Origin of the sequence: Streptosporangium sp. NPDC002524, from assembly GCF_040295985.1 — a bacterium.
GTDB lineage: Bacteria > Actinomycetota > Actinomycetes > Streptosporangiales > Streptosporangiaceae > Streptosporangium.
Genome location: NZ_JBEOWK010000011.1, coordinates 199,493 through 222,103 on the forward strand (window position 1 = coordinate 199,493; position 22,611 = coordinate 222,103).

At 73.1% G+C, this 22,611-nt stretch carries 15 protein-coding genes; 5 read left to right on the forward strand and 10 right to left on the reverse strand.

Annotated elements, in window-relative coordinates:
• Positions 1-191: 191 nt before the first annotated feature.
• The 9 genes from ABT053_RS20805 to ABT053_RS20845 all read right to left on the reverse strand — a co-directional run bounded on the left by ABT053_RS20805 (position 192) and on the right by ABT053_RS20845 (position 12,815).
• The gene (locus ABT053_RS20805) at positions 192-1,976 is read right to left on the reverse strand and encodes an NAD+ synthase (protein ID WP_350970740.1); all 1,785 of its coding nucleotides are present in this window, start codon (positions 1,974-1,976) and stop codon (positions 192-194) included.
• A 104-nt stretch (positions 1,977-2,080) separates the two neighbouring features.
• Positions 2,081-2,416: a hypothetical protein gene (locus ABT053_RS20810; RefSeq protein WP_350970741.1), complete on the reverse strand. Its 336-nt coding sequence runs from the start codon at positions 2,414-2,416 to the stop codon at positions 2,081-2,083.
• A gap of 453 nt (positions 2,417-2,869) precedes the next feature.
• Complete coding sequence (locus ABT053_RS20815) at positions 2,870-3,910, reverse strand: TolB family protein (RefSeq protein WP_350970742.1); 1,041 nt, start codon at positions 3,908-3,910, stop codon at positions 2,870-2,872.
• 60 nt (positions 3,911-3,970) lie between these two features.
• Positions 3,971-6,094, reverse strand: coding sequence for a sensor histidine kinase (locus tag ABT053_RS20820; protein ID WP_350970743.1), 2,124 nt, complete (start codon positions 6,092-6,094; stop codon positions 3,971-3,973).
• A gap of 2 nt (positions 6,095-6,096) precedes the next feature.
• Positions 6,097-7,581 (reverse strand): BTAD domain-containing putative transcriptional regulator, encoded by a 1,485-nt coding sequence (locus tag ABT053_RS20825; protein WP_350970744.1) that lies wholly within the window; start codon positions 7,579-7,581, stop codon positions 6,097-6,099.
• 85 nt (positions 7,582-7,666) lie between these two features.
• Entirely contained in the window at positions 7,667-9,604 is a 1,938-nt protein-coding gene (locus ABT053_RS20830; RefSeq protein WP_350970745.1) for a sensor histidine kinase, read from the reverse strand.
• 451 nt (positions 9,605-10,055) lie between these two features.
• On the reverse strand, positions 10,056-11,027 hold the full coding sequence (locus ABT053_RS20835) for a terpene synthase family protein (RefSeq protein WP_350970746.1): 972 nt from the start codon (positions 11,025-11,027) through the stop codon (positions 10,056-10,058).
• A gap of 176 nt (positions 11,028-11,203) precedes the next feature.
• Positions 11,204-11,749 carry an EF-hand domain-containing protein gene (locus ABT053_RS20840; protein ID WP_350970747.1) on the reverse strand — a complete coding sequence of 182 codons (546 nt, stop codon included), beginning with the start codon at positions 11,747-11,749 and terminating at the stop codon, positions 11,204-11,206.
• 34 nt (positions 11,750-11,783) lie between these two features.
• Entirely contained in the window at positions 11,784-12,815 is a 1,032-nt protein-coding gene (locus ABT053_RS20845; protein ID WP_350970748.1) for a terpene synthase family protein, read from the reverse strand.
• Between the two features lie 193 nt (positions 12,816-13,008).
• Here ABT053_RS20845 and glnA2 point away from each other — a divergent pair, with 193 nt between their 5' ends.
• Complete coding sequence (glnA2, locus tag ABT053_RS20850) at positions 13,009-14,370, forward strand: gamma-glutamylpolyamine synthetase GlnA2 (protein WP_350970749.1); 1,362 nt, start codon at positions 13,009-13,011, stop codon at positions 14,368-14,370.
• A 495-nt stretch (positions 14,371-14,865) separates the two neighbouring features.
• Positions 14,866-15,600, forward strand: a complete 735-nt coding sequence (locus ABT053_RS20855; RefSeq protein WP_350970750.1) for a PaaI family thioesterase — start codon at positions 14,866-14,868, stop codon at positions 15,598-15,600.
• A gap of 134 nt (positions 15,601-15,734) precedes the next feature.
• On the opposite strand, the gene ABT053_RS20860 is transcribed toward ABT053_RS20855, so the two are convergent.
• Positions 15,735-16,598: an alpha/beta hydrolase gene (locus ABT053_RS20860; RefSeq protein WP_350970751.1), complete on the reverse strand. Its 864-nt coding sequence runs from the start codon at positions 16,596-16,598 to the stop codon at positions 15,735-15,737.
• A gap of 423 nt (positions 16,599-17,021) precedes the next feature.
• On the opposite strand from ABT053_RS20860, the gene ABT053_RS20865 reads away from it, so the two are divergent.
• The 3 genes from ABT053_RS20865 to ABT053_RS20875 all read left to right on the forward strand — a co-directional run bounded on the left by ABT053_RS20865 (position 17,022) and on the right by ABT053_RS20875 (position 22,529).
• Complete coding sequence (locus ABT053_RS20865; protein WP_350970752.1) at positions 17,022-17,732, forward strand: type 1 glutamine amidotransferase; 711 nt, start codon at positions 17,022-17,024, stop codon at positions 17,730-17,732.
• A gap of 259 nt (positions 17,733-17,991) precedes the next feature.
• A complete protein-coding gene (locus ABT053_RS20870; protein WP_350970842.1) occupies positions 17,992-20,973 on the forward strand; it encodes a bifunctional [glutamine synthetase] adenylyltransferase/[glutamine synthetase]-adenylyl-L-tyrosine phosphorylase in 2,982 nt (993 codons plus the stop codon).
• Positions 20,974-21,329: 356 nt separating this feature from the next.
• On the forward strand, positions 21,330-22,529 hold the full coding sequence (locus ABT053_RS20875; protein ID WP_350970753.1) for a hypothetical protein: 1,200 nt from the start codon (positions 21,330-21,332) through the stop codon (positions 22,527-22,529).
• Positions 22,530-22,611 lie beyond the last annotated feature (82 nt).

Below are 22,611 nucleotides of genomic sequence, written 5' to 3' on the forward strand. Positions count from 1 at the left end.
CTTCTCGCACGGACGGCGTCATGGACCTCGCGACGAAACCCCGGCGGCGAACGCCGGGGTTTCGGCGTCCCGGGCGCTTCGCGACCGAAAGCGGGGCGTTGATCGCCGAGGCGGTCGAACTCGCCGAGCTCCACCCCCGAAACTCGCCGAGCTTCACGCCCGCGACGAAGACGTCCCGAGCGGTCCGGGGGTCAGGTGGTGGTCTCGCGCCAGCGGTTGGTGATGGGGAGGCGGCGGTCGCGGCCGAAGTTCTTGGGGGTGATCTTCGGGCCCGGGGGATACTGGCGGCGCTTATATTCGGCCAGGTCGACCAGGCGGATCACCCGGGTGACCAGGGCCGGGTCGTGCCCGGCGGCGACGAGTTCGGCGGAGCCCATGTCGTTCTCGACGTAGTCGTACAGCAGCCGGTCCAGGATGTCGTACTCGGGCAGGGAGTCGGTGTCGCGCTGGTCGGGGCGGAGCTCCGCGCTGGGTTCCTTCTCGATCGAGCTCTCCGGGATCGGCGGCACCTCGAACCCGTACAGGAACTCGCCCGACCGGCCCGCCTGGGCGTTGCGCCAGCGCGACAGCTCCCAGACCAGGGTCTTGAGCACGTCCTTGATGGGCGCGAAGCCGCCCGCCGAGTCGCCGTAGAGGGTGGAGTAGCCGGTGGCCAGCTCGCTCTTGTTGCCGGTGGTGAGGACGAGGTGGCCGTGCTCGTTGGACAGGCCCATCAGGATCATGCCGCGCACCCGGGCCTGGAGGTTCTCCGCGGCGAGGCCGGAGAGCTCGATCTCCTTCTCGAAGCCGCTGACGATGTCGGCGATCGGCACGGTCCTGGCGTTGATCCCCTGCCGGTCGACCAGCTCCTGGGCGTCGCTCACCGAGTGGTCCGAGGAGTGCCGGGAGGGCATCAGCACCACGTGCACCCGGTCGGGGCCGATGGCGTCGGAGGCGATCGTGGCGGTCAGCGCCGAGTCGATGCCGCCGGACAGGCCGAGGATGACCGATTGGAAGCCGTTCTTGGCGACGTAGTCGCGGACCGCGAGGACCAGCGCGGAGTAGACCTCGGCGGTGTCGTCGAGGTGCTCGGCGATCGTGGGGGCCTGCGGCTCGTACGGCTCGACGGGGCGAGCCGACAGCTCCAGCCGCTCCACCGTGATCACGGTGCCGTCTCCGGCGTCCACCTGGAAGGTGCCGAGCCCGCCGTACCTGGCCTCGGGCAGCTCCAGGTCCGTGATCAGCAGCTCCTCCGAGAAGCGCGCCGCGCGCGCGACCAGCTCGCCGGAGGCGGAGACGATCACCGAGTCCCCGTCGAAGACCAGCTCGTCCTGGCCGCCGACCTGGTTGACGTAGGCGAGGGCGCATCCGGCCTCGCGGGCACGCCTGGCCACCAGGGCCAGGCGCACGTCGTCCTTCTCCTTCTCGTACGGGGAGGCGTTGGGCACCACGAGCAGCCCGGCTCCGGCCTCGGCCACCACCGCGACGGGGCCGCCCTCCTGCCAGAGGTCCTCGCAGACCGCGATCGCCACGTCGACGCCGTGCAGCCGGAAGATCGGCATCCGGTCGCCGCGGATGAAGTAGCGGTACTCGTCGAAGACGCCGTAGTTGGGCAGGTGGTGCTTGGCGGTCTTGACGACCACCTGTCCCCGGTGCAGCAGCGCGGCCGCGTCGAGCGGGGCGCCCTTGGGCTGTCCGGCGCGCGGGGCGAGCCGCGCGCGGTCCACGTAGCCGACCACCACGGGGGTCTCGCCGAGCCCGGCCTCGTCCAGTCGCCGCGCGGCCTCCTCGATCGCGGCGATCGACGCCTCCACGAACGAGGTGCGCAGCACGAGGTCCTCGACGGGGTACCCGGTCAGGAACATCTCGGTGAAGACGACCAGGTGCGCGCCGCGGTCGGCGGCGCGGCGGGTCCACTCGACGAGCCTGTCCGTGTTGGCGGCCAGGTCACCGACGGCGGGATTGCTCTGGGCCAGGGCGATGCGGAGTTGAGCCACACGGCCATCCTATTGGGGCGTGTCCGGAGCCCGCCGTCCAGGTGATCCCTTCCCGGCCGCGGGCGGACGAGCGCGCTCCGGTGTCTCCGCCGTCCCCGGCGTCCTCAGTTCGCCGTCCAGCAGAAACGGGCGTATCCGGCGTCGTAGCCGTCCAGGAAGCCCCTGTCGTAGTCGCTGGGAGGCCCGATGTAGCTCCGTGCCCTGCTCCTGCGGCAGTCCTGCCCGGCGGCCCGGTAGCCGTCCCGGTATCCCCGCCAGTAGTCCCTCGGGTCCTCCGCCGATGTGCTCGGGTCCGTCACCGCCCCTTTCTGCGGGGCGCTCGCCGACGCGGCCCGCTCGGGATCCGGCGTCGCCGAGGCGGACGAGAGCGAGACCTGTCCGAGGGCGAGGGCGGCGAGAAGCGCCGGGCCGAGCACCGTCAGCTGTCGTTTTCCGTACATGCTTTCCTCCTTTGATCGGGCCGTGGGCGGAGCTCGCCCGACGGCCGTGACTAGGGGGAAAGATATAAGGCAAATCGTTCGGACTAAAGGACCGAACTGCTCATTCGCCTATTTTCGGAGTAAGTTAAGAAGGATCTGATTTTGTCGATCTTTTGTTTATGTCGGCAATTTTCGAGAAAGGATGGTTTCTTGCTGGACATAGGGATTCGTCGGCGTGCGAACCGTAAAGGCGTGGTGCGGTCCGGGTGTGATCGGTGACGCGGCGGGAGGGTCCTCGGCGCCGGTCACCCCCGGTCCTGGGGTCCTCGACGTCGGTCACCTCGGTTCTCGGGTCCTCGGCGTCGGTCACCCCCGGTCCTGGGATCCTCGACGTCGGTCACCTCGCTCCTGGGGTCCTCGGCGTTGGTCACCCCGGTCCTGGGGTCCTCGTCGCCGGTCACACCCCGGATCCCGTCAGCCGATGACCCAGAGCAGCCCGAGGTTCCTCGCCCTGGCCGGCTCGGCCACCCGCTGGATCTCCCTGCCCGCGCGGGAGAGGACGACGATCGTGTTGGCGGCCGTGCCCTTGACGCGGACCGCGAGGCGGCCGTCGTTCAGATAGCGCGCGCCCAGCAGCCGCCCCCTGACCGGGACGGCGACCTTCGCGCCGGTCCTGGTGTCGTGGATCGACGGGGTGAACGACAGGGGCCAGGAGCCGTCGCCGCCCGGGGCGTTCGCGCCGATGGCGTTGACCACGACCCGGCGGCCGTCGGGCGACAGGCTCTCCACGTGGTTGGCGAGCCTGATGCCCGGGGCGCGGTGGGAGACCCGCCTCCTGGTGTCCAGGAGGTGGACGCCGTCGATGTCGCCCGCGTACCCGGCGAGGGTCCTGCCGTCGGCCGACCAGGTGAGGTGACAGGGGCCGAGGGTCTTCCCGGCGTCGATCCGGCCCCTGCCGTCGGCGCCGACCACGGCCACCGTCATCGCCTCGGCCGTGCCCTTCACCGGGTAGGCGATCCGTTTGCCGTCGGCCGTCCAGGCGGGGGTCAGGCAGGGGCCGCCGTAGGCGGCGTTCCCGGCGATCACCTTGTCCGTCACCCTGTTCGTGCCGGGGCCGGGGGCCGACGTGACGCGAAGCCTGTTCCTGTCGTCGATCCAGGCGACCTTCCGGCCGCCGGGCGCGACTGCGAACTGGCCCGCGAAGGCCCGGCCGCCGACCGTCAGGCCGCCGCTCCAGCCTCCCCGGTGGGTCAGCACCTCAATTCCGCTCCTCCCGTGGCGGAAGTAGACGGCGCCGGAGACGGGGGCGGAGAAGGAGCCGGAGACGGGGCCGGAAACGGGGCCGGAGAAGGGGCCGGAGACGGGGGCCGTCCCGTGCGCGGCCCTCGCGGTGCCTCCGGCGCCCCCGGTGCTTCCGGTGCTTCCGGTGCTTCCGGTGGATCCGGCGAGCGCGGGAGGGGCGGCGGTGACCGTCAGGGCGAGTGCGACGCCGGTGGCCAGGGCCCAGTGCTTCAAGGGGGTCTCCTCGGGTGAATTCCTCGACGGCTGGTTAGAGCCCCGAGAGGACGAAAAGGTTTACCGGTGCCCCGCCGCGAGCGGCGCGGCCGGGATCGGCAGCACGGCCTCCACGACCGTCCCGCCCCCCGGGGCCGCCCCGATCACGCACGTACCGCCCAGCTCGGCGGCCCGCTCGCGCATGGAGAGCAGCCCGACCCCCGAACGCGGCCCAGAGGGCAGCCCGCCCCCGTCGTCCTGGACGCGTACCACCAGCGACTCCCCGCGCCGCAGCGAGATCACCGCGGAGCTGGCCTTCGCGTGCTTGCGGACGTTGGTGAGCCCCTCCTGCGCGATCCGGTACGCGGCCACCTCGGCCGCCGCGGGCAGGTCGGACAGGTCGCCCTCGGTCTCCACCGCGACCCGCGGCGTGCCCTCCTGGGCCAGGGCCCGTACGGCACCCTCCAGCCCGAGTTCGTCGAGGGTGGGCGGGCGCAGGCCGTACACCAGCTCCCTGATCTCCGCGCTGACCGCGTCCATCCCGCCGCGCAGTTCGAGCAGGAGCCTGTCCGCGGAGGCGGGGGCGGTGCGCAGGCTGATCCTGGCCATGTTGATCGACATGGCCATGTCGGTCAGCGCGTGGCCGAGCCCGTCGTGCAGGTCCCTGCGCAGGCGGCGGCGTTCCTCCTCGCGGGCGGTGAGGATGCGCTCCCGGGAACGCTGCAGGTCGGCGGTCATCCGCACGGCGTGCGCCACGTCGGCGACGTACGGGACGGCCGCCGCGACCAGGCGGCCGTTGTGCGCGGCGGCGAACCTGCGGGGGCCGGGGGCGCCGAGGAGCAGCCGCCCGACCGGCTCGCCGTGCCAGACCAGCGGAACGCCACGCGCCGCCGGGCCCAGCGGGCCGACCTGCACCTGCCTGGCGCCGGGCCCGTAGACCTCGACGGCGACGCCGGTGACGCTCAGCCAGTCCTTGACCACGGCGGCGACGGCGGCGAGCGCGTTGGCCGGCTCGGTCTCGCGGACCTCCCTGGCCAGGCGCGCGGCGAGCGCCTGCGGGTCGCCGCGCGTGCCGTACATGAGCCGGTCGACCACGCTCCTGAGCCGGTGCCGGAGCGGGCGGAAGATCACCCCGGCGAGCAGGGCCGCCGCCAGGCCGCCGATCCGGTCGTACCCCGACAGGGCGAGCCCGGCGACCGCGCCGACCGCGTAGATGACGCTGACCGCGGCGATCAGCCCGGCGGCGACGAAGGCGCGGCTGACCACCGTGTCGATGCCGTAGAGCTGGTAGCGCAGCACCGAGAAGACGAGGGCCCCCGGGATCAGCCCGGTCCAGATCGTCGCGCCCAGCCACCAGGCCGGCCCGGCGAGCAGGAAGGCGACGTAGACGGCGAACGCGAAGACCGGCCAGGCGATCTGGCGGCGCAGCTCGGGACCGGCCCGGCGGAAGCGCAGCACTATGGAGACCAGCGCCAGGACCGCGAGGGCCGAGATCATCAGGACGGTCACCTCGCGCCCCACCGCGTTGTAGGGGGCGAGGAGGTCAAGCGCGATCGGGTTGGGGACGACCCGAGGCCAGGGGTAGAGCGCGGGGTCGGGGTCCGGGCGGGTGAGGGTCAGCAGCAGGTTCGCCAGGAACACGGCCACGCCGACCGCGACCAGCGGCCGCCACCGCCGCGAGGGCAGCCGCCCGTCGGGGGAGTACAGCGGCAACAGGATCGCCAGCAGGAAGCCGCCGACCGCCTTCCCCGTGACCATGCTCAGGCGGAGGTACCCGGCGGACTCCATGTCGCCCGCCGCCGCGAGGGTGAACATCGCCGCCTCGGAGAACGCGTTGACCGCGCACATCAGGCCGCCCACGCACATCAGCCACGCCGTGGCCGGACGCGCGCGGTGGGCCAGCAGGAAGGCGCCCACCACCGGGAACGTCAGCCCCGCCGCGAGGTCGGGCGTGGCCGGCTGCTCCGGGTGCCACTCGGGCGGCAGGTCGACGCGCAGCACGAGGCCGACCACGGTGAGCCCCACCGAGAGGACCGCCATCGAGACGGCGGCGAGCCGCAGCGGGGAGCGCAGCAGCCCGCGGACGAGCGGGACGACGGGCAGGGAGGGGGCGTCCTCGGTCACGGTGACCGCGTCGACGACCCGCCTGGGCACGCCGCCGGCGCCGTCGAGCACCCGGCCGCGTACGCGTGGCCGCTGGGACATGGCTATCTGCCCACGTCGCCGGGGTTGACCAGCCCGGACTCGTACGCGGTGACGACGAGCTGGGCCCGGTCGAACAGCCCGAGGTGGTCGAGCAGCTTGACCACCGCCTGCGAGACCGACCGCTCGGGGACCGCCAGGGTCGCCGCGATCTGCCGGTTGGTCAGCCCCCGGGCGACCAGCTTCATCAGGTCGAGTTCCGTGTCGCCGAGACCGGCGAGGCCGGGCGGCGCCGACGGGTCGGTGCGCCCGGCGAAGGCCGCGATCAGGCGGGTGGTGACGGCGGGGTCGATCAGCGCGTCACCGGCCTGCGCGGCCCGCATCGCGGTGATGAGCTGCTCGGGCGCCGACGTCTTGAGGACGAACCCGCTCACCCCGGCCCGCAGCGCCGCGTAGAGGTTGTCGTCCGTGCCGAACGTGGTCATCATGACGACCTTCGGCGGCGCCGCGTCGGCCAGGATCCTGCGCGCGGCGGTCAGCCCGTCCAGCCTGGGCATCTGGATGTCCATCAGCACCAGGTCGGGGGAGGTCTCCCTGACGACCGTGATCGCCTGCTCGCCGTTCTCGGCCTCCCCGACGAGCTCGAAGCCGGGTTCGCTGTCCAGCACCACGCGCAGGCCGGTGCGGACCAGCGCCTGGTCGTCCACCACCACGACCCGCAGCCCCGGCAGCGCCCGCTCCTCGGTGGAGGCCGTCCGCGCCGCCGCGGCGGGTTCCGCGGCCCGTACCGGCTCCGCGGGCGGGTGGAGGTGTACGGCCTGGGCCAGCATGTCGGACTCCAGGCGCTGCAGGGTGGCGCCCAGGTCGAGGCCGAGCTCGTCGCGGAGCAGCACCCTGGCGCGCCGGAGCGCCCCCAGCGCGTCCCCCTGCCTGCCGTTGCGGTACAGGGCCAGCGCGAGCAGCCGCCAGGCCTCCTCCCGCAGCGGGTGGGCCGAGGCGTGCGCCTCCAGGTCGGCGACGAGGGCGCCGGAGTGCCCCAGCAGGAGCCCCGCGTCGGCCCGGCGCTCGACCGCGATCAGCCGCAGCTCCTCCAGCCTGCCCGCCTCGCTCACCGCCCACGGCAGGTCGGAGAACTCGGCCAGGGCCGGGCCGCGCCAGAGGGCGAGGGCGGCCTCCAGGCGGTCCCACACCTCGGCGGGCTCGCCGCCCGTCTTGACCGCGCTCTCGAAACTCCAGGTGTCCACCTGGCCGGGCGAGGCGCGCAGCGCGTACCCGGGCGGGGCGGAGACCAGGACCTCGGCCTCCTCCCGCGGCGCGCGGCCGGGTTCCAGGGCGCGCCGCAGCCGCGACACGTATCCCTGGATGGTCGACAGCGCCTGGGCGGGGGGCTCGCCCGGCCACAGCTCGTCGATGAGTATGGTCACCGGGACGGCGCGGCCACCGGCGACGAGGAGCCGGGCCAGCACCGCCATCTGGCGCTGGCCGCCGAGGTCGAGGGGTGTCTCACCATGACGGGCCTGGAAAGGGCCTAGGGCACGAAATGTCAGCATTGCAGGCGCAAGGGTAGGGCTACCTGGACCAACGTCATAGGGCAATACTCACCATCGTTCGCGAGCCGTAAGAAATCATCGGTGGTCAGATCTCCACATTCAAGTTCACCGGGAGTACCGCCTCGACCACGGTGCCCCCCTCGGGGTGCGTGGTGATCACGCATGTCCCGCCCAGTTCGGCGGCGCGCTCGCGCATCGACGCCAGCCCGACCCCCGAGCGGCGCCCGGGAGGGACGCCGATCCCGTCGTCGCTCACCCGGACGCTCAGGTCGTCCTCACCCCGCTCCAGCGACACCCGCACCGTCGCGGCGGCCCCGGCGTGCTTGCGCGCGTTGGTCAGCGCCTCCTGCGCGATCCGGTACGCGGCGACCTCGGTCGCCGCGGGCAGGCCCGGAAGCTCGCCCCTGACCTCCACGGCGACGCCGGGGCCCGCCATCTCCGCCACGGCCCCGGCCAGCCCGAGATCGTCCAGGGCGGGCGGCCGCAGGCCGTACACCAGGTGCCTGATGTCGCTGGTGACGCTGTCCATGCCGGAGCGCAGCTCGCCGAGCATGCGCTCGGCCGTCTCGGGGGAGGCGCGCAGGGAGAGCCTGGCCGCGTTGATGGACATCGCCATCCCGCTGAGCGACTGGCCGAGACCGTCGTGCAGGTCGCGGCGCAGGCGGCGGCGCTCCTCCTCGCGGGTGGTGACGATCCGCTCCCGGGAGCGCCGCAGCGCGCCGACCAGCCGGACCGCGTGGGCGGCGTCGGCCACGTAGGGCGTGAGCGCGGTGATGACCCGCTCGTTGTGCGCGGCCGGCAGGCGCCGGGCCCCCGGCGGGCCGATGAGCAGGCGGCCGACGGGCTCGCCGTGCCAGACCAGCCGGACCTCGCGCGCCACCTCCTCCAGCGTCCCCACCGCCGACTCCCCGGGCCAGCCGCCCTGGAAGCGCACGCCCGTGCCGGTGACCGCCAGGCCGTCGCGCAGCACCTCCAGGGCCGCGGCCAGCCCTCCCGCGGGATCGGTGCGCTGGAGCCTGCGCCCGAGCTCGGCGGCGAGCGCCACCGGGTCGCCTCTGCCGCCGTACAGGAGGCGGTCGGCGCCGCGCTGGAGCAGCCGCCGCATCGGGTGGAAGAACGCCCCCGCGCAGAGCGCGGCGACCAGGCCGCCGATCCGGTCCACGTCCGACAGGAACAGGCTGGAGGCGGCGCCCACCGCCACGTACACCCCGCCGATCACGCCGACCAGGCCCGCGCCGACCAGCGTCCTGGTGATGAGCGTGTCGATCCCGTAGAGGCGGTGCCGCAGCACCGAGAAGGTGATCGCGATCGGGACCAGCGGGATCGTGAACGACGCCAGCCACCACACCGGGTTGCCCACCACCCAGGGGACGATGACGGTGGCGATCGCGGCCAGCGTCCAGACGATCTGCCCGCGCTCCTCGCGACCGGCCCGCCGGAACCGCGCGGCCAGCGAGGCGAAGGCCAAGATCATCATCGCGTTGGTGAGCATGTCCAGCGAGAACCGCACGGGGTGGGGGGTGGCGCTCGCGTACCGCTGCCCGAGGAGGGGCATCAGGTCCGTGACGAGCACGTCGGCCGCCAGGACGGCGACGGAGCCCCAGACCAGCGCCCGCCAGCGCGGGGAGGGCAGTCTCCCGTCCGGATAGAGCAGCGGCAGCAGCACGACCAGGAAGAGGATGGTGAGCTTCCAGCTCACCCCGGCGACCGTCCGGACCGCCTCGGGCAGGACCGTCCACCCGCGCGCGGTGTCCAGGAGCGCGAGGTTCACCGTGAGGCTGTTCAGCGCGGAGCACAGCCCGCCCAGGCAGAGCAGCCAGCCGATGACCAGCCGGGGCCGCTGGAACACCAGCAGCGCCCCGAGGACGGGGAACGCGGCACCGGCCACGTCCTCGGGCGCGAACGGCAGCGGCGTGTAGGAGGGCTGAGGTAGCTGCGCCGTGACCCAGATGTTGACGCACTCCATCGCCACGGACGCGGCGGCGACGAGCACCGCCGTGACCCGCAGCTGGACGGGCGTCACCCTCGGGATCCCCCGGTACGGCCCGCGCATGATGATTTAGGCCCTTCATTTTGTGCTTAAAGGGACCTTAACCTGCGCAGACCGCAATTCAATCAACGAGGGATCAACGCCGGTCGACCGGCGGGGGACCGGCGTCGGCCGGATCCCGTACGGGCCCGGAGCCGCCCGGCCGCCCGAGCGCCCGGGGGCACGCCCGCCGCGTCTCGAAACCGGTCCGGCCGCTGGTCGGACCGCTCGTCCGGCCGCTCGTCCGGCCGCTGGTCCGGTCGCTGATCCGGCCGCCTGTACGGTTGCCTGTTCGGTCGCAGACACGTCCGCAAGCACGTCCGCGGGCACGCCCGGCTCCGAGGCACGTCCGACGCGCCTCGGAGCCGGACCGGCCCCCACCCGGGCGGGTCCGCGCGGGCGGGGGCCGCCGATCACCGGGGCACGGGGTCACCGGGGTACGGGGTCACGGGGTCCCCGGGGCGCTGGGGCACGGCACGTCGTACCGGCTCGACTCCAGGAGCCATTCCAGCTGGGCCCTCGGCGCCGTGAGGAAGGCGCACGCGACCTTGCTGACGTCTCTGGCCTGGCCCGTCGAGAACCCGAACCGGTCGAACAGCGCGGGCAGCCGCCGCGCGGAGGTCCGCAGGTCCTCGGCGCGGGCGGCGATCCGGTCGTTCACCCACGCGACGGCCCCGGTGTCGGAGAGCCCGAACGCGGTCGCGGCGACCGTCACGTAGTTGTGCACGTCGCCGTTGGCCCGTTCCTTGTGGTGCGAGGCGACGTCGTTGCACCAGGCGGTGACGTCGTTGCAGGCGTCCACCAGCGTCCGCCAGGTCGTGCTCTCGCGCAGTCCCGCGGGCACCTCCACCCCCAGGCAGGGCTCCACCAGGTCGAACAGGTAGGGGCCCGCGGTGCCCCGCCGCAGCCGCGGGTACTCCGCGGGGGAGGGCACGCGGCCCGCGCAGCGGTTCTCGGCCTCGGTACGGCAGGCCTCGCCCTGCGCCGCCAGCCCGGCCAGGAACCGGTGCCGCCACCGGGTGCTCATCCGCCCGGCGGTGGCCTGCCAGAGGTCGCCGAAGGCCAGCTCGACGGGCGAGGCGGCGAGGGCGGGCGCGCGGGCGACGAGGTCGAGCCGCGCGAAGGTGGCCTCGACGATCTCGGCCGCGCGCCCGGCGGGCCTCTCGTCCCACTCGTCGTCGAAGTGGAACAGCCAGGTCAGCCATTTGGCGAACAGCAGAGCCGGCTCCACGCCGAACCCGCAGAAGGCGCGGCCCGCCATCCGCTCGAACCCGGCGCCGCCGGGGGGTTCGAGCCCGGCCTCGCGGGCCCAGACGGCCAGCTCGGCGCCGATCAGGTCGACCGAGGGGTGCATCGGGCACGGCGCCGACATCACCGGCACGAGCTCGGTGAGGGGCAGCAGCAGCGCCGCGGCCACTCCCGAGGACCGCGGCGGCTCCGGGCAGCCCGGTGTTCCGGCGGGCGAGGCGGGCGAAGCGGGCGAGGGAGACGAGGGAGACGAGGGAGACAGGGAAAGTGACATCGAGTGAGACAAGGGCTGGGGGTGGGGTCGGGAACGGGTGAGAGGGTCGCCGAACGTCGGGATGCGGGCCACTAGAGCGGACCGAACAGCCAGTTGCCGGCCACTTCCGGATCGGCGCTCGTGTAGAACTGCCGGGTCGCCTCGACCAGCTCGCCCACGGACACGACGCCGTCGCCGTCGCCGTCGAGCCGCTCGAAGGTGGCCCGCACGTCCTCGCGCGGGGTGCCGAACGCGGCCATCATGGTCCAGAACTCGTCCGGCCCCACGGCCCCGTCGCCGTCGGTGTCGCACAGACCGGCCACCGCCTCGGCGGCGGGCGCGAACACCGCGTCGAAGTGGTCGCCCTCGATGAACGCGGACGTCATGCCCGCGCGGAACTCCTCGGGCGAGATGGCGCCGTCTCCGTCGGTGTCGATCTCCGCGGCCAGGGTCCGCCAGATCCCCTCGAAGCCCTGGGCGAGCCTGTGACCGGCCGGGGAGGTCGGCGACTCGCCGAAGCCGACGAGGATCCGGGCGCCGAGGCCGAGAAGGTCCTCGCGCTCGATCGATCCGCTGCCGTCGACGTCCATGTGCCCGAAGGCGCGGTCGAGCTTGTGGTTGAGGAGCATGCTGCTCATCGTTACTCCAGCATTACGTGTTGACATCAAACCGTTACCCTAAGTGACGATAGCGGGGTGTTTCCAGGAGCCGCTCCAGGTAAGCCCGGGGGATGGTCAAGAAAGCGCATGCCACCCGCGTCACCTCGCGGGAGGCGGCGAAGCCCAGGTCGTGCCGCTCCGTGAGCGCGGGGATCGCGCGGGCGGCCGTCCACAGCTCCTCCACGCGGGTGGCGACCCGGTCGATCTTTCCCTCTTCCGCCTCCGGATTGGAGCGTTCCAAAGAAATGGTGCCCGCATGGCCGCGTCCGGCCACCGCCTCCTCGCACCAGGCGGCCACGTCGCCGCTCGCCTCGGCGAGCGCCCGCCACTGCGGGCTCCGCCACACCGGGTCCGGCACCTCCACCCCCAGGCACGGCTCCACCAGGTCGAACAGGTAGCGGCCGAAGGTGTCCCCGTACGGCTCCACGCGATCACCGTGATCGCCGTGATCACCGGTCACGGGTGTCGCGGGCGCGGGAGATGCGAGATGCGGGAGAGGCGCGAGTGTCGCGGGGGAGGCGGGCGCGGACGTCCGGGGGGAGTGGTCCGCGGGTGTCCCCGGGGGGAGGGACGCGGGCTCCTCGCGGGAGAGGGTCGCCTCACGGGAGAGGGTGGCTTCGCGCTGGGCGGCCAGCCCGGCCGTGAAGCGCTCGCGCCACGCGTCGCTCATCCCCGGCGCGCACGCCCTCCAGAGGCCGGAGAAGGCCCGTTCCAGCGGCGCCGGGCCCGGCTCGCCGCCCCCGGCCACGGCGAGGACCGGGGTGAGGGCCTCGGGGGCCCGGCGCAGGCACGACATCCAGGTCAGCCAGCGGGCCAGCGTCGTGACCGCGCCGGTTTCGCAACGGGCGAACGCCCGCCCGGCCAGCCGGGAGGCGGCCGGATCGGGGTCCAGCCCGGCCGCGCCCGCCCAGCCCGTCACCGCGGCCTCGACCAGGTGTATCGAGGGGTGGACGGGGCAGGGCATCGCCAGAGCCGCGAGACGTTCGGTGAGCCTGGCCGGTGGCGAGACCGCGTGCGGTGGTCCGTGAACTTCGGTACGCGTCATCGCTTCCCCCCGGATCGAACTTCCAGCGGCTCCGGTCGCACACTGTAGGAGGAGAGGGGGGCCGGGACGCGGAGGCGCGACGGTCCGGATGCCACATCTCACCGTTCTTCCTCGTAACGTGTGCGAAACACTGAGAGGGCAAACTGGGAGACCACTAGGCGTGTTGCGGCACGTCGGCAATGAAGGAGAAGCCTTGGACCGCCAGCAGGAGTTCGTTCTCCGCACCCTTGAGGAGCGCGACATCCGGTTCATCCGGCTGTGGTTCACCGATGTGCTCGGGTTCCTGAAGTCGGTGGCCATCGCCCCGGCCGAACTCGAAGGGGCCTTCGCCGAGGGCATCGGCTTCGACGGCTCGGCCATCGAGGGCTTCGCCCGCGTCTACGAGTCGGACATGCTCGCCAAGCCCGACCCTTCGACCTTCCAGATCCTTCCCTGGCGCAGCGAGACGCCGGGCGCGGCCCGGATGTTCTGCGACATCCTCATGCCGGACGGTTCGCCCTCGCACGCCGACCCCCGCTGGGTGCTCAAGCGCACCCTGGCGAAGGCCTCCGACATGGGCTTCAGCTTCTACACCCACCCGGAGATCGAGTTCTTCCTGCTGAAGAACCGGCCGGAGGGCAGCGAGCGGCCCGAGCCGATCGACGGCGGCGGCTACTTCGACCACACCCCGCACAGCTCGGGGCACGACTTCCGGCGTAACGCGATCATGATGCTGGAGTCGATGGGCATCTCCGTCGAGTACAGCCACCACGAGGGCGGCCCCGGCCAGCAGGAGATCGACCTGCGCTACGCCGACGCGCTCACCACCGCCGACAACATCATGACCTTCCGGCTGGTCATGAAGGAGGTCGCGCTGGAGCAGGGCATCTGGGCGAGCTTCATGCCCAAGCCCTTCACAGAGCACCCCGGCTCCGGCATGCACACCCACATGTCTCTCTTCGAGGGCGACCGCAACGCCTTCTACGAGCCCGGCGCCGACTACCAGCTCTCCAAGATCGGCCGTTCCTTCATCGGCGGCCTGCTCACGCACGCCGCCGAGATCACCGCGGTCTGCAACCAGTGGGTCAACTCCTACAAGCGGCTGTGGGGCGGCGCCGAGGCGATCGCCGGAGCGGGCGGCGAGGCCCCGAGCTACATCTCCTGGGGCCACAACAACCGCTCCGCGCTGGTCCGGGTGCCGATGTACAAGCCGCACAAGGGCGGCTCGACCCGCATCGAGTTCCGCTCGCTCGACTCCTCCTGCAACCCCTACCTCGCCTTCGCCGTGATCCTCGCGGCCGGCCTGAAGGGCATCGAGGAGGGGTACGAGATGCCCCCCGGCGCCGAGGACGACGTGTGGGCGCTGACCTCGGCCGAGCGCAGGGCGCTGGGCATCCAGCCGCTGCCCCAGTCGCTGGACGAGGCCATCGCGGTCATGGAGCGCAGCGAGCTCGTCGCCGAGACCCTCGGCGAGCACGTCTTCGACTACTTCCTGCGCAACAAGCGCGCCGAGTGGAACGAATACCGCAGGCAGGTCACCGAGTTCGAGCTGGGCCGCTACCTGCCGGTCCTCTAGCGTCGTCATCGCCCCGGGTGGGAGCGGCCGGACGACGGGAGCGGGCAGGCCCGGACGGGCGCTGACGGGCGCTGACGGACATGGACACGGCGGGCATCCGGGGCGCCCGCCGTGCCCGTGAGAGCGCGGGCCGGGCGCGGGCATGGGCCGGGTATGGCCGTACGGGTGGCGCGGGCGTGTGCCGTCGCGTGGACGGCGGGCGGCCGTGCCGGGTTCTAGCGATGTTCCCGCGATCCGGATACCGGGGCCGGTGATCCGAGACCTCGTCGCGGGAGATGGCGGGAAGTGGCGAGGAGTGGCGGGAGGCGGCGAGATGGTCGCCCGGTGAGGTACTCCGGGATCGCTCCTCGAACGTCATACCGGCGTTACCCGCAGCTAATGAGGACGTCATCGATCCCGAGTTGGCTGTATGTACAAGCAGTCCGATAAAATCGGTCAGTCCCAATAACGTGATTTCTGAGGATTGATCGCCATAAAGGCGACAGGAGGTGCGGCATGACGACGACGTCCGAGCTGCAGACCGTGCTGACCGTTCCGGCGCGTTTCCGTGGGCCCGAGGGCTCCGCGAACGGCGGCTGGATCGCGGGCACGGTCTCGGAGGCGTTGCACGGCGCCCGGCACGACTCGGCCGTCGAGGTCACGCTGCACGCACCCACGCCGCTGGACACCGAGCTGTCCCTGCGTCACCTCGCCAACACCGCGACCCTCACCCACGGTGACAAGCTTCTCGTCGAGGCCATCACGGTCGCCGAGGAGCTCGACGTCCCGGGCTTCGTGCCCTTCAACGACGCCGCGAAGGCCGAGGGCGGCTTCGTCGGTCTCGTCGGGCACGCCTTCCCCGGCTGCTTCGCGTGCGGCCTGCGCGGTCCCGGCGACGGCCTGCGGATCTTCCCCGGCCCGGTGCCCGGCACCGACCTGATCGCCGCGGGCTGGCGGGTCCCGATGACCATCACCGACGCCGACGGCAGCGTCCCCGACGCGATCCTCTGGGCCGCCCTCGACTGCCCCACCGGCTGGGCGCACTTCGGGCCCGGCGAGTTCGCCCTGCTCGGCCGCCTGACCGTGCGGATCCACCGCCGGATCTACCCCGGTGGCACATACTCCGTCGTCGCCCGCGCCACCGGCCGCGAGGGCCGCAAGCTCTTCGGCGAGAGCGCCGTCTACGAGACCGACGGCACCCTGGTCGCCGCCGCCAAGGCCACCTGGATCACCCCCGCCCAGCCCGCCTGACCCGCGTCCCGCGTCCGGCCCCGCCGCTTCTCATCGCCTCCGCGACCGGCGCCGGACGCCCGCTTCTCGCGGGCCTTGTGGGGCTCGTACGACCTCCCGGGCGCCGGGCCGCCGTCTGAGGGGGCTCGCCAGGCTCACCGGGAGAGGTGCGCGGCGACCAGCGAGGCGGCGCGGTCGTCGAAGAGGATCGTGTAGTGGTTGCAGTCGTCGAGCACCTCGTCCTCCAGCGCGGGCAGCCGCCTCACCCACGCGGCGGCCAGCTCGTCGGGCAGCATGCCGACCGGCTGGTTCAGCAGCCCTCGCGGGGCGCGCAGCAGCGACAGGGGTGAGGTGATCGCGCGCAGCGCGGCGCCGACCGCCTCGCCCTCGGTGAGCATCCACCGGCCGTCCTCGCGGACCGGCTCGCGCCGCGCCCGCGAGCGCACCGCCCCCTCCGGTCCCCACGCGTCGTAACGGACGTACTCCTCGACGTCGTCGGTCCACGCCTCGGCGAAGGCGGGGTGGGCCCTGAAGAAGTCCAGGTACGCGCCGACGCTGGGGAAGGTCTGGTCCAGGCGGGCGAGGGCCGGGCCGAGCGTGGCCTCCAGGACCGCGTCGGGGTCGGCGCCGGGGGGCATCGGCAGCGGGAGTCCGCCGTCGACCAGCACCACCCTGGCGTAGTCGTGCCCCGCGGCGGCGAGGGCCGCGACGTAGGCGCCCATCGAGTGGCCGGTGAGCACGACACCGGACCCGGCGCCCGCGGACCGGGCCACGAGGTTCACGTCCTCGGCGTGCCTGGCCAGGCCGTACGGGCCGGGGAGCCCGGCGCTGCGGCCGCGGCCCCGCAGGTCCATCGCGACCAGTGACCACTCGGCGGGGAGCCTGCGGGCGACGCCGGCCCAGGCCATGAGCGAGGCGGTGATGCCGTGCACCGCCACGATCACGCGGGGGCCGGTGCCGAACCTGGCGACGCGCAGCGTGCCGCCGGGGACCTCGACATCACTCAGGACGGGGTTCATCGGTTCTCCTCGAACGGGGAGTTCCGCCTCCGGCCCGGACGGAGCCGGGGCGGTCGGGCGGGGCTTTCAGGGTGGCTGAGCCGCTTTTTCGGGGCGGCCGGGACGGTTTCCGGGCCGGGCTGCTTTCAGGGCGGGGTGCTTTCAGGGCGGGGTGCTTTCAGGGCGGCCGGGACGGGTTTTCGGGCTGAGGTGCTTTCAGGGCTGGGATGCGTTCAGGCTGAGGTGCTTTCCGGACTGAAGTGCTTTCGGGCTGGAGTGCGTTCAGGCTGGGGTGCTTTCCGGGCCGAGGTGCTTTGAGGCTGGGGTAAAGGTGGCGGGTGTTCGTGCCCGAGGTCAATGTGGACGGCCGACATGACGCGCGGCGGTTCCGGGTGTCGTTCGGGCTGTGACCGTCTTGTGCCTGTATAAGACCATAATTGCCGTATGAGGATTACCGTCATCGAGCACGAGGCCGACGCCGGACTCGGATTCCTCGCCGGATGGCTGTCCGGGGCCGGGGCCGTCTGCGAGGTCGTCCGGCCCTACCTGGGCGAGGCCGTGCCCGAGCGGGCCGCCGGAGGGCTCGTCGTCCTCGGCGGCGAGGCGGCGGCCTGGGAGGACGAGCGGTGTTCCTGGCTCCCGGCCACCCGCGACCTGATCCGCGCCTGTGTCGAGGAGGGCGTACCGACCCTGGGGATCTGCCTGGGGGCACAGCTCATGGCGCTCGCCTGCGGCGGTGCCGTCGGGCGCGGTGAGCACGGGCTGGAGGTCGGGGTGACCGAGGTCGTCCCGCTGCCCGCCGCCGGGGCGGATCCGCTGTTCGCCGGTCTCGGCCCTTCCCCCGCCGTGCAGTACCACCGTGACGCGATCACGGAGCTCCCCCCGGGCGCGGTGCCGCTGGCCACCGGGGACCCGTACCTCAACCAGGCCTACCGGCTGGGGGAGAACGCGTGGGCGGTGCAGTTCCACCCCGAGGCCACCCCCGATATCTTCGTGGGATGGACGGCCGGCTCGGCCGGGGCCCTGACCGGCCTGGGCCACTCGGTGGAGGAGCTCGACGCGCAGGTGAAGGCGGCCGAGGACGGCCTGGTCGCCGCGTGGAAACCGCTCGCCGAGCGGTTCGCCGCCACCGTCATCGCCGTCCAAACCGCGTGACCGCGCGATTACGTTCCGAATCCGCTAACGACGCCGCACAGTTTCAGGATTAGCCTGTGCGGCGACGCTCCGAAAGCCTGAGACGTGGGCCAGGGGGGATCCGGAGGCGAGTCGCCGATCCCGCCCACCCGCCGGGGGGAACCGAGGCCCATGCGACCGCGGGGAGCGTGCACCTTTGATCGCTCGGGGTAGGGATTGAGGAAGGGCACCCGTGCTTGTGATCGAGGACCATGGAGGGTCGGTGGAAACCGTGCCTCGGATGCAGACGACCGCCGGGCGCCTGGCGAGGCTCGGCTTCGCCGACGGCGCCAGGGCCGAGCGGCTGCTCGACGAACTGGGTCCCGAGGCCGTCGGTGACATCGACCTGCTGACCTCGCTGGTCGCCGCTGCCGACCCCGACCTGGCGCTCACCTCGCTGAACCGGCTGGCCGAGCAGGACCCCAGCGTTCTTGGAGCGCTCCGGGCCGACCCCGGCCTGCGCGAGCGGCTGGTCGGCGTCTTCGGCGTCAGCGCCGCGCTCGGCGACCACGTCGTCAGGCACCCGGACCACTGGCGCCTGCTCGGCGGCGCGGCGGCCGTGGACCGCCCGACCGAGGGGGAGCTCCGCGCGGAGCTGCTGCTCGCGGTCGGCGCCGAGCCGGACGACTCCGAGCCGAGGGCCGCCGACGCCTCCACCGCGACCCTGTCGGCGCTGCGCGCCGCCTACCGGGGCCGCCTGCTCCACCTCGCCGCGCGCGACGTCACCGGGGTCGTCTCGCTGTCCGGGGTGACCGCCGAACTGTCCGACCTGGCCGGGGCCGCGCTGGAGGCGGGACTCGCCGTCGCCAGGTCCGAGCACCCGGAGGCGGGGTCGGTACGGCTCGCCGTCATCGGCATGGGCAAGTGCGGGGCGCGCGAGCTCAACTACATCAGCGACGTCGACGTCATCTTCGTGGCCGAGCCGCGCGAGGGGGCCGACGGCTCCCTCGACGAGCACGCGGCCATCAAGCTCGCCACCCGGCTCGCCCAGGGCATGATGCGCGCCTGCTCGACCAGCACCCCCGAGGGCGCGCTGTGGGAGGTCGACGCGGCGCTGCGTCCCGAGGGCAAGGCCGGGCCGCTGGTCCGCACCCTCGCCAGCCACCTCGCCTACTACCGGCGCTGGGCCAAGACCTGGGAGTTCCAGGCCCTGCTGAAGGCGAGGCCGGTCGCGGGCGACGCCGAGCTGGGCCAGCAGTACGTCGCCGCGATGAACGAGCTGGTCTGGCAGGCCGCCACCCGCGACAAGTTCGTCGAGGACGTGCAGGCCATGCGCCGCCGGGTGGAGGCCCACGTCCGCAGCGGCGAGGCCGACCGCCAGCTGAAGCTCGGGCCCGGCGGGCTGCGCGACATCGAGTTCGCGGTGCAGCTGCTCCAGCTCGTCCACGGCCGCCTCGACCCGCTGCTGCGCCGCCGGGCCACGCTCCCCGCGCTCGGCGCCCTCTCCCGGGGCGGCTACGTGGGCAGGGACGACGCCAAGGCCCTCGCCGAGGCGTACACCTTCCTGCGCCAGGTCGAGCACCTGATCCAGCTGCACCGGCTGCGCCGCACGCACGTGGTGCCCGAGGGCAACGCCGACCTGCGCCGCCTCGGCCGGAGCCTGGGCATGACCGCCGACCCGGTGGGGGAGTTCACCACCAGGTGGCGGCGGCACGCCATGGAGGCGAGGCGCCTGCACGAGAAGCTGTTCTACCGGCCGCTGCTGCAGGCCGTGGCCCGGCTGCCCGAGTCGGAGGACCGGCTCTCCACGGCCGCCGCCAAGGCCCGCCTGGAGGCGCTCGGCTACGCCGACCCCACCGGGGCGCTGCGCCACATCAGCGCGCTGACCAGCGGGGTCTCCCGCCGTGCCGCGATCCAGCGGACCCTGCTCCCGGTGATGCTCGGCTGGTTCGCCGACGCCCCCGACCCCGACGCCGGACTGCTCGGCTTCCGCCAGGTCTCCGACAAGCTCGGCTCCACCCCCTGGTACCTGCGGCTGCTCCGCGACGAGACCGCGGTGGCGTCGCGCCTGGCCAGGATGCTCGGTACCAGCCGCTACGTGACGGGCCTGCTGATGAACGCCCCCGAGTCGGTCGCGATGCTCGGCTCGGACACCGAGCTCGCCCCCAGGCCCGTCGAGACGCTGCTGTCCGAGGCGCGGACCGTGGTCGCCCGCCACCCGGGGGACGCCGAGGGCGCGGTGGCCGCGGTCCGGGCGCTGCGCCGCAGGGAGCTGCTCCGCACGGCCGTCGCCGACCTCTCCGGGATCATCGGCATCGAGGAGGTCGGCCAGACGCTGTCCAACCTCAACGACGTGACGATCCAGGCCGCGCTCGACGCCGCCATCGACAAGGTCGAGATGGAGCGCCGCACCCCGCTGGGCACGCGGTTCGCGGTGATCGCGATGGGCCGCCTGGGCGGGATCGAGTCCTCGTACGGCAGCGACGCCGACGTGATGTTCGTGCACTCGCCGCTGGAGGGCGTGCCGGAGCGCCAGGCCACCGAGACGGCGTTCGAGGTGGCCAACGAGCTGCGACGGCTGCTCGCCCTGCCCGCCCCCGACCCGCCGCTGCTCATCGACCCCGGCCTGCGCCCCGAGGGCAAGGCGGGGCCGCTGGTCCGTACGCTGGCCTCCTACGCCGCCTACTACGAGCGGTGGTCGTCGCCGTGGGAGTCGCAGGCGCTGCTGCGCGCCCGTTTCTCCGCCGGGGACGCCGAGCTCGGCGTCGGGCTGCTGCACCTGGCCGACCCGCTGCGCTACCCCGAGGGGGGCATCTCCGACGCGGCCGTGCTGGAGATCCGCAGGCTCAAGGCCCGGATGGAGGCCGAGCGCCTCCCGCGCGGCGCCGATCCCGCGCTGCACACCAAGCTCGGTCCCGGCGGGCTGTCCGACGTGGAGTGGGTGGCCCAGCTCCTCCAGCTCCGCCACGCGGGGGAGCGGCCGGCGCTGCGGACCACCCGCACCCTGGAGGCGCTGGGCGCGGCGGTCGCGGAGGGCCTGCTGTCGGAGGCCGACGAGGCCGTGCTCGCCGAGGCGTGGCGGTTCGCCTCGCGCATCCGCGACGCCATCGTCGCGGTCAGGGGCCGCGCCTCCGACGCGATCCCGGTGGACGCCCGCGAGCGCACGCTCATCGCCCGCGCCCTCGGTTACCCGCCCGACGGTACGGAGGACTTCGTGGACGACTACCGCCGCGCGACCCGTCGCGCCCGCCGGGTCGTGGAGCGCGTCTTCTACGAGGACTGAGCGCCCGCCCGGTCTCGGGGTGTCCGTTCTTCCGTCTTCCTTCTTCCGGCTTCGGGGAGAGGGGGCGTACGGCCTTCCGGGAGCGGGCGGGGTGTGCGGCGCGGGCGGCGCGGATCGTGAGGGCCGGTCCGCGTCGGAGGGGGTATCCGTTCGGGCGCGTGTCCCTTTGGTCGCGAGAATCCTTCGGGTCACCTTGAGTCGCCTCTGGTCGCCTCGGGGCACTTCAGGTCGTCTCGGGTCGCCTCGGGTCGCCTCGGGTGGCTTCGGGTCGCCTCGGGTCACGAAAACCGACCTGTTTCGGTGATCGCGTTGCGCCGCCGGGGGCGTACGTGTATCAACGGTCCCGGGTGATCCATTTGATATCCGTTTACATCGATCTGGCCATCGGCCTGATCCTGGCCTTCCTGCTCCTGTCGCTCCTGGTGAGCGGGATCAACGAGGCCTTCGTCCGGCTGCTCGGAATCCGCAGCAAGTTCCTGTGGGCCTACCTCAGGGACACCCTGGACGGCTCCGAGGACGGCAGGTCGTGGATCCCGTCGAAGATAGCCGACGTCTTCGCGAAGCTGCCCTTCTCCAAGGACGACCCGCGCCCGGCGCACAGCCCCGACCCCGCGCCCGCGGTGGTCGAGCCGATGCGGGTCGACCCCGCCGCCGTCCTGGCCTCCGAGGAGGCGAGGGAGCGGGCCGCGGAGGAGATCGCCGAGGGGATCGCCCCGGAGGCGGACACCGGCGGCTCTCCCGGTTCCCCGCCGGACGGCACTCCCGCTCCCGGGGAGCCCGCGGGGGTGCCAGCGCCGCAGGTCGACATGACCGCGCGGCTGTACGAGCGGCTCCAGGAGATCGACCACCCCAAGGGCGCCCGTACGAGCATCGCCAACATCCCGCCCGAGCGGTTCTCCGGCGCCGTGATGGAGCTGGTCGCCGCCGAGGAGGGCGGGATCGACGGCCTGCTCGCCAAGCTGGAGGCGATCAACAGCCCTCTCGCGGGTCACCTCAAGGGCGTCTGGGAGGGCGCCCAGCGGGACCTGTCGAGGTTCCGCAAGGGCGTCGAGGACTGGTTCAACGGGGAGATGCAGCGCCTGTCCACGCTCTACGCCCGCTACGTCAAGTGGGTGGTCTTCGCGCTGGGCGTGGTGCTGACGCTGGCGTTCAGCATGGACGCGCTGGAGTACGGCAAGACCCTGCTGCGCGACAACGCCTACCGCGCCGGGGTGAGCGCCATCGCGGGCGGCGGCGGGGACGGGTACGCCGCGCTGAGGGACAAGTGCGCGGGCGGCGAGATCGGCCTCGCCGAGCCGTACCAGTGCGTGACCGAGTCCCTCAGCTCCCCGGCGCTGGTCAAGATCTTCGATCACTCGATCGTGAGCGTCACGATCCCGCCAGACGGCTCCGCCGACCCGTCCTTCCACTGGAACGGCGGAGCCTGGTGGGACCGGCTCATCACCCCCGGGCACTGGCCCGGCTACCTGCTCACCATGGTCGCGCTGCTGTTCGGCGCCTCGTTCTGGTGGGACATCCTGCGCCGCCTCACCGGCGTCCGGGGCGACCGCTCCTAGCTCCGGGGCGGCCGTTCCCGGCCCTGGAGTGACCGTTCCCGGCGTCCGGGGCGGCCGTTCCCGGGGTCCGGGGCGACGACCT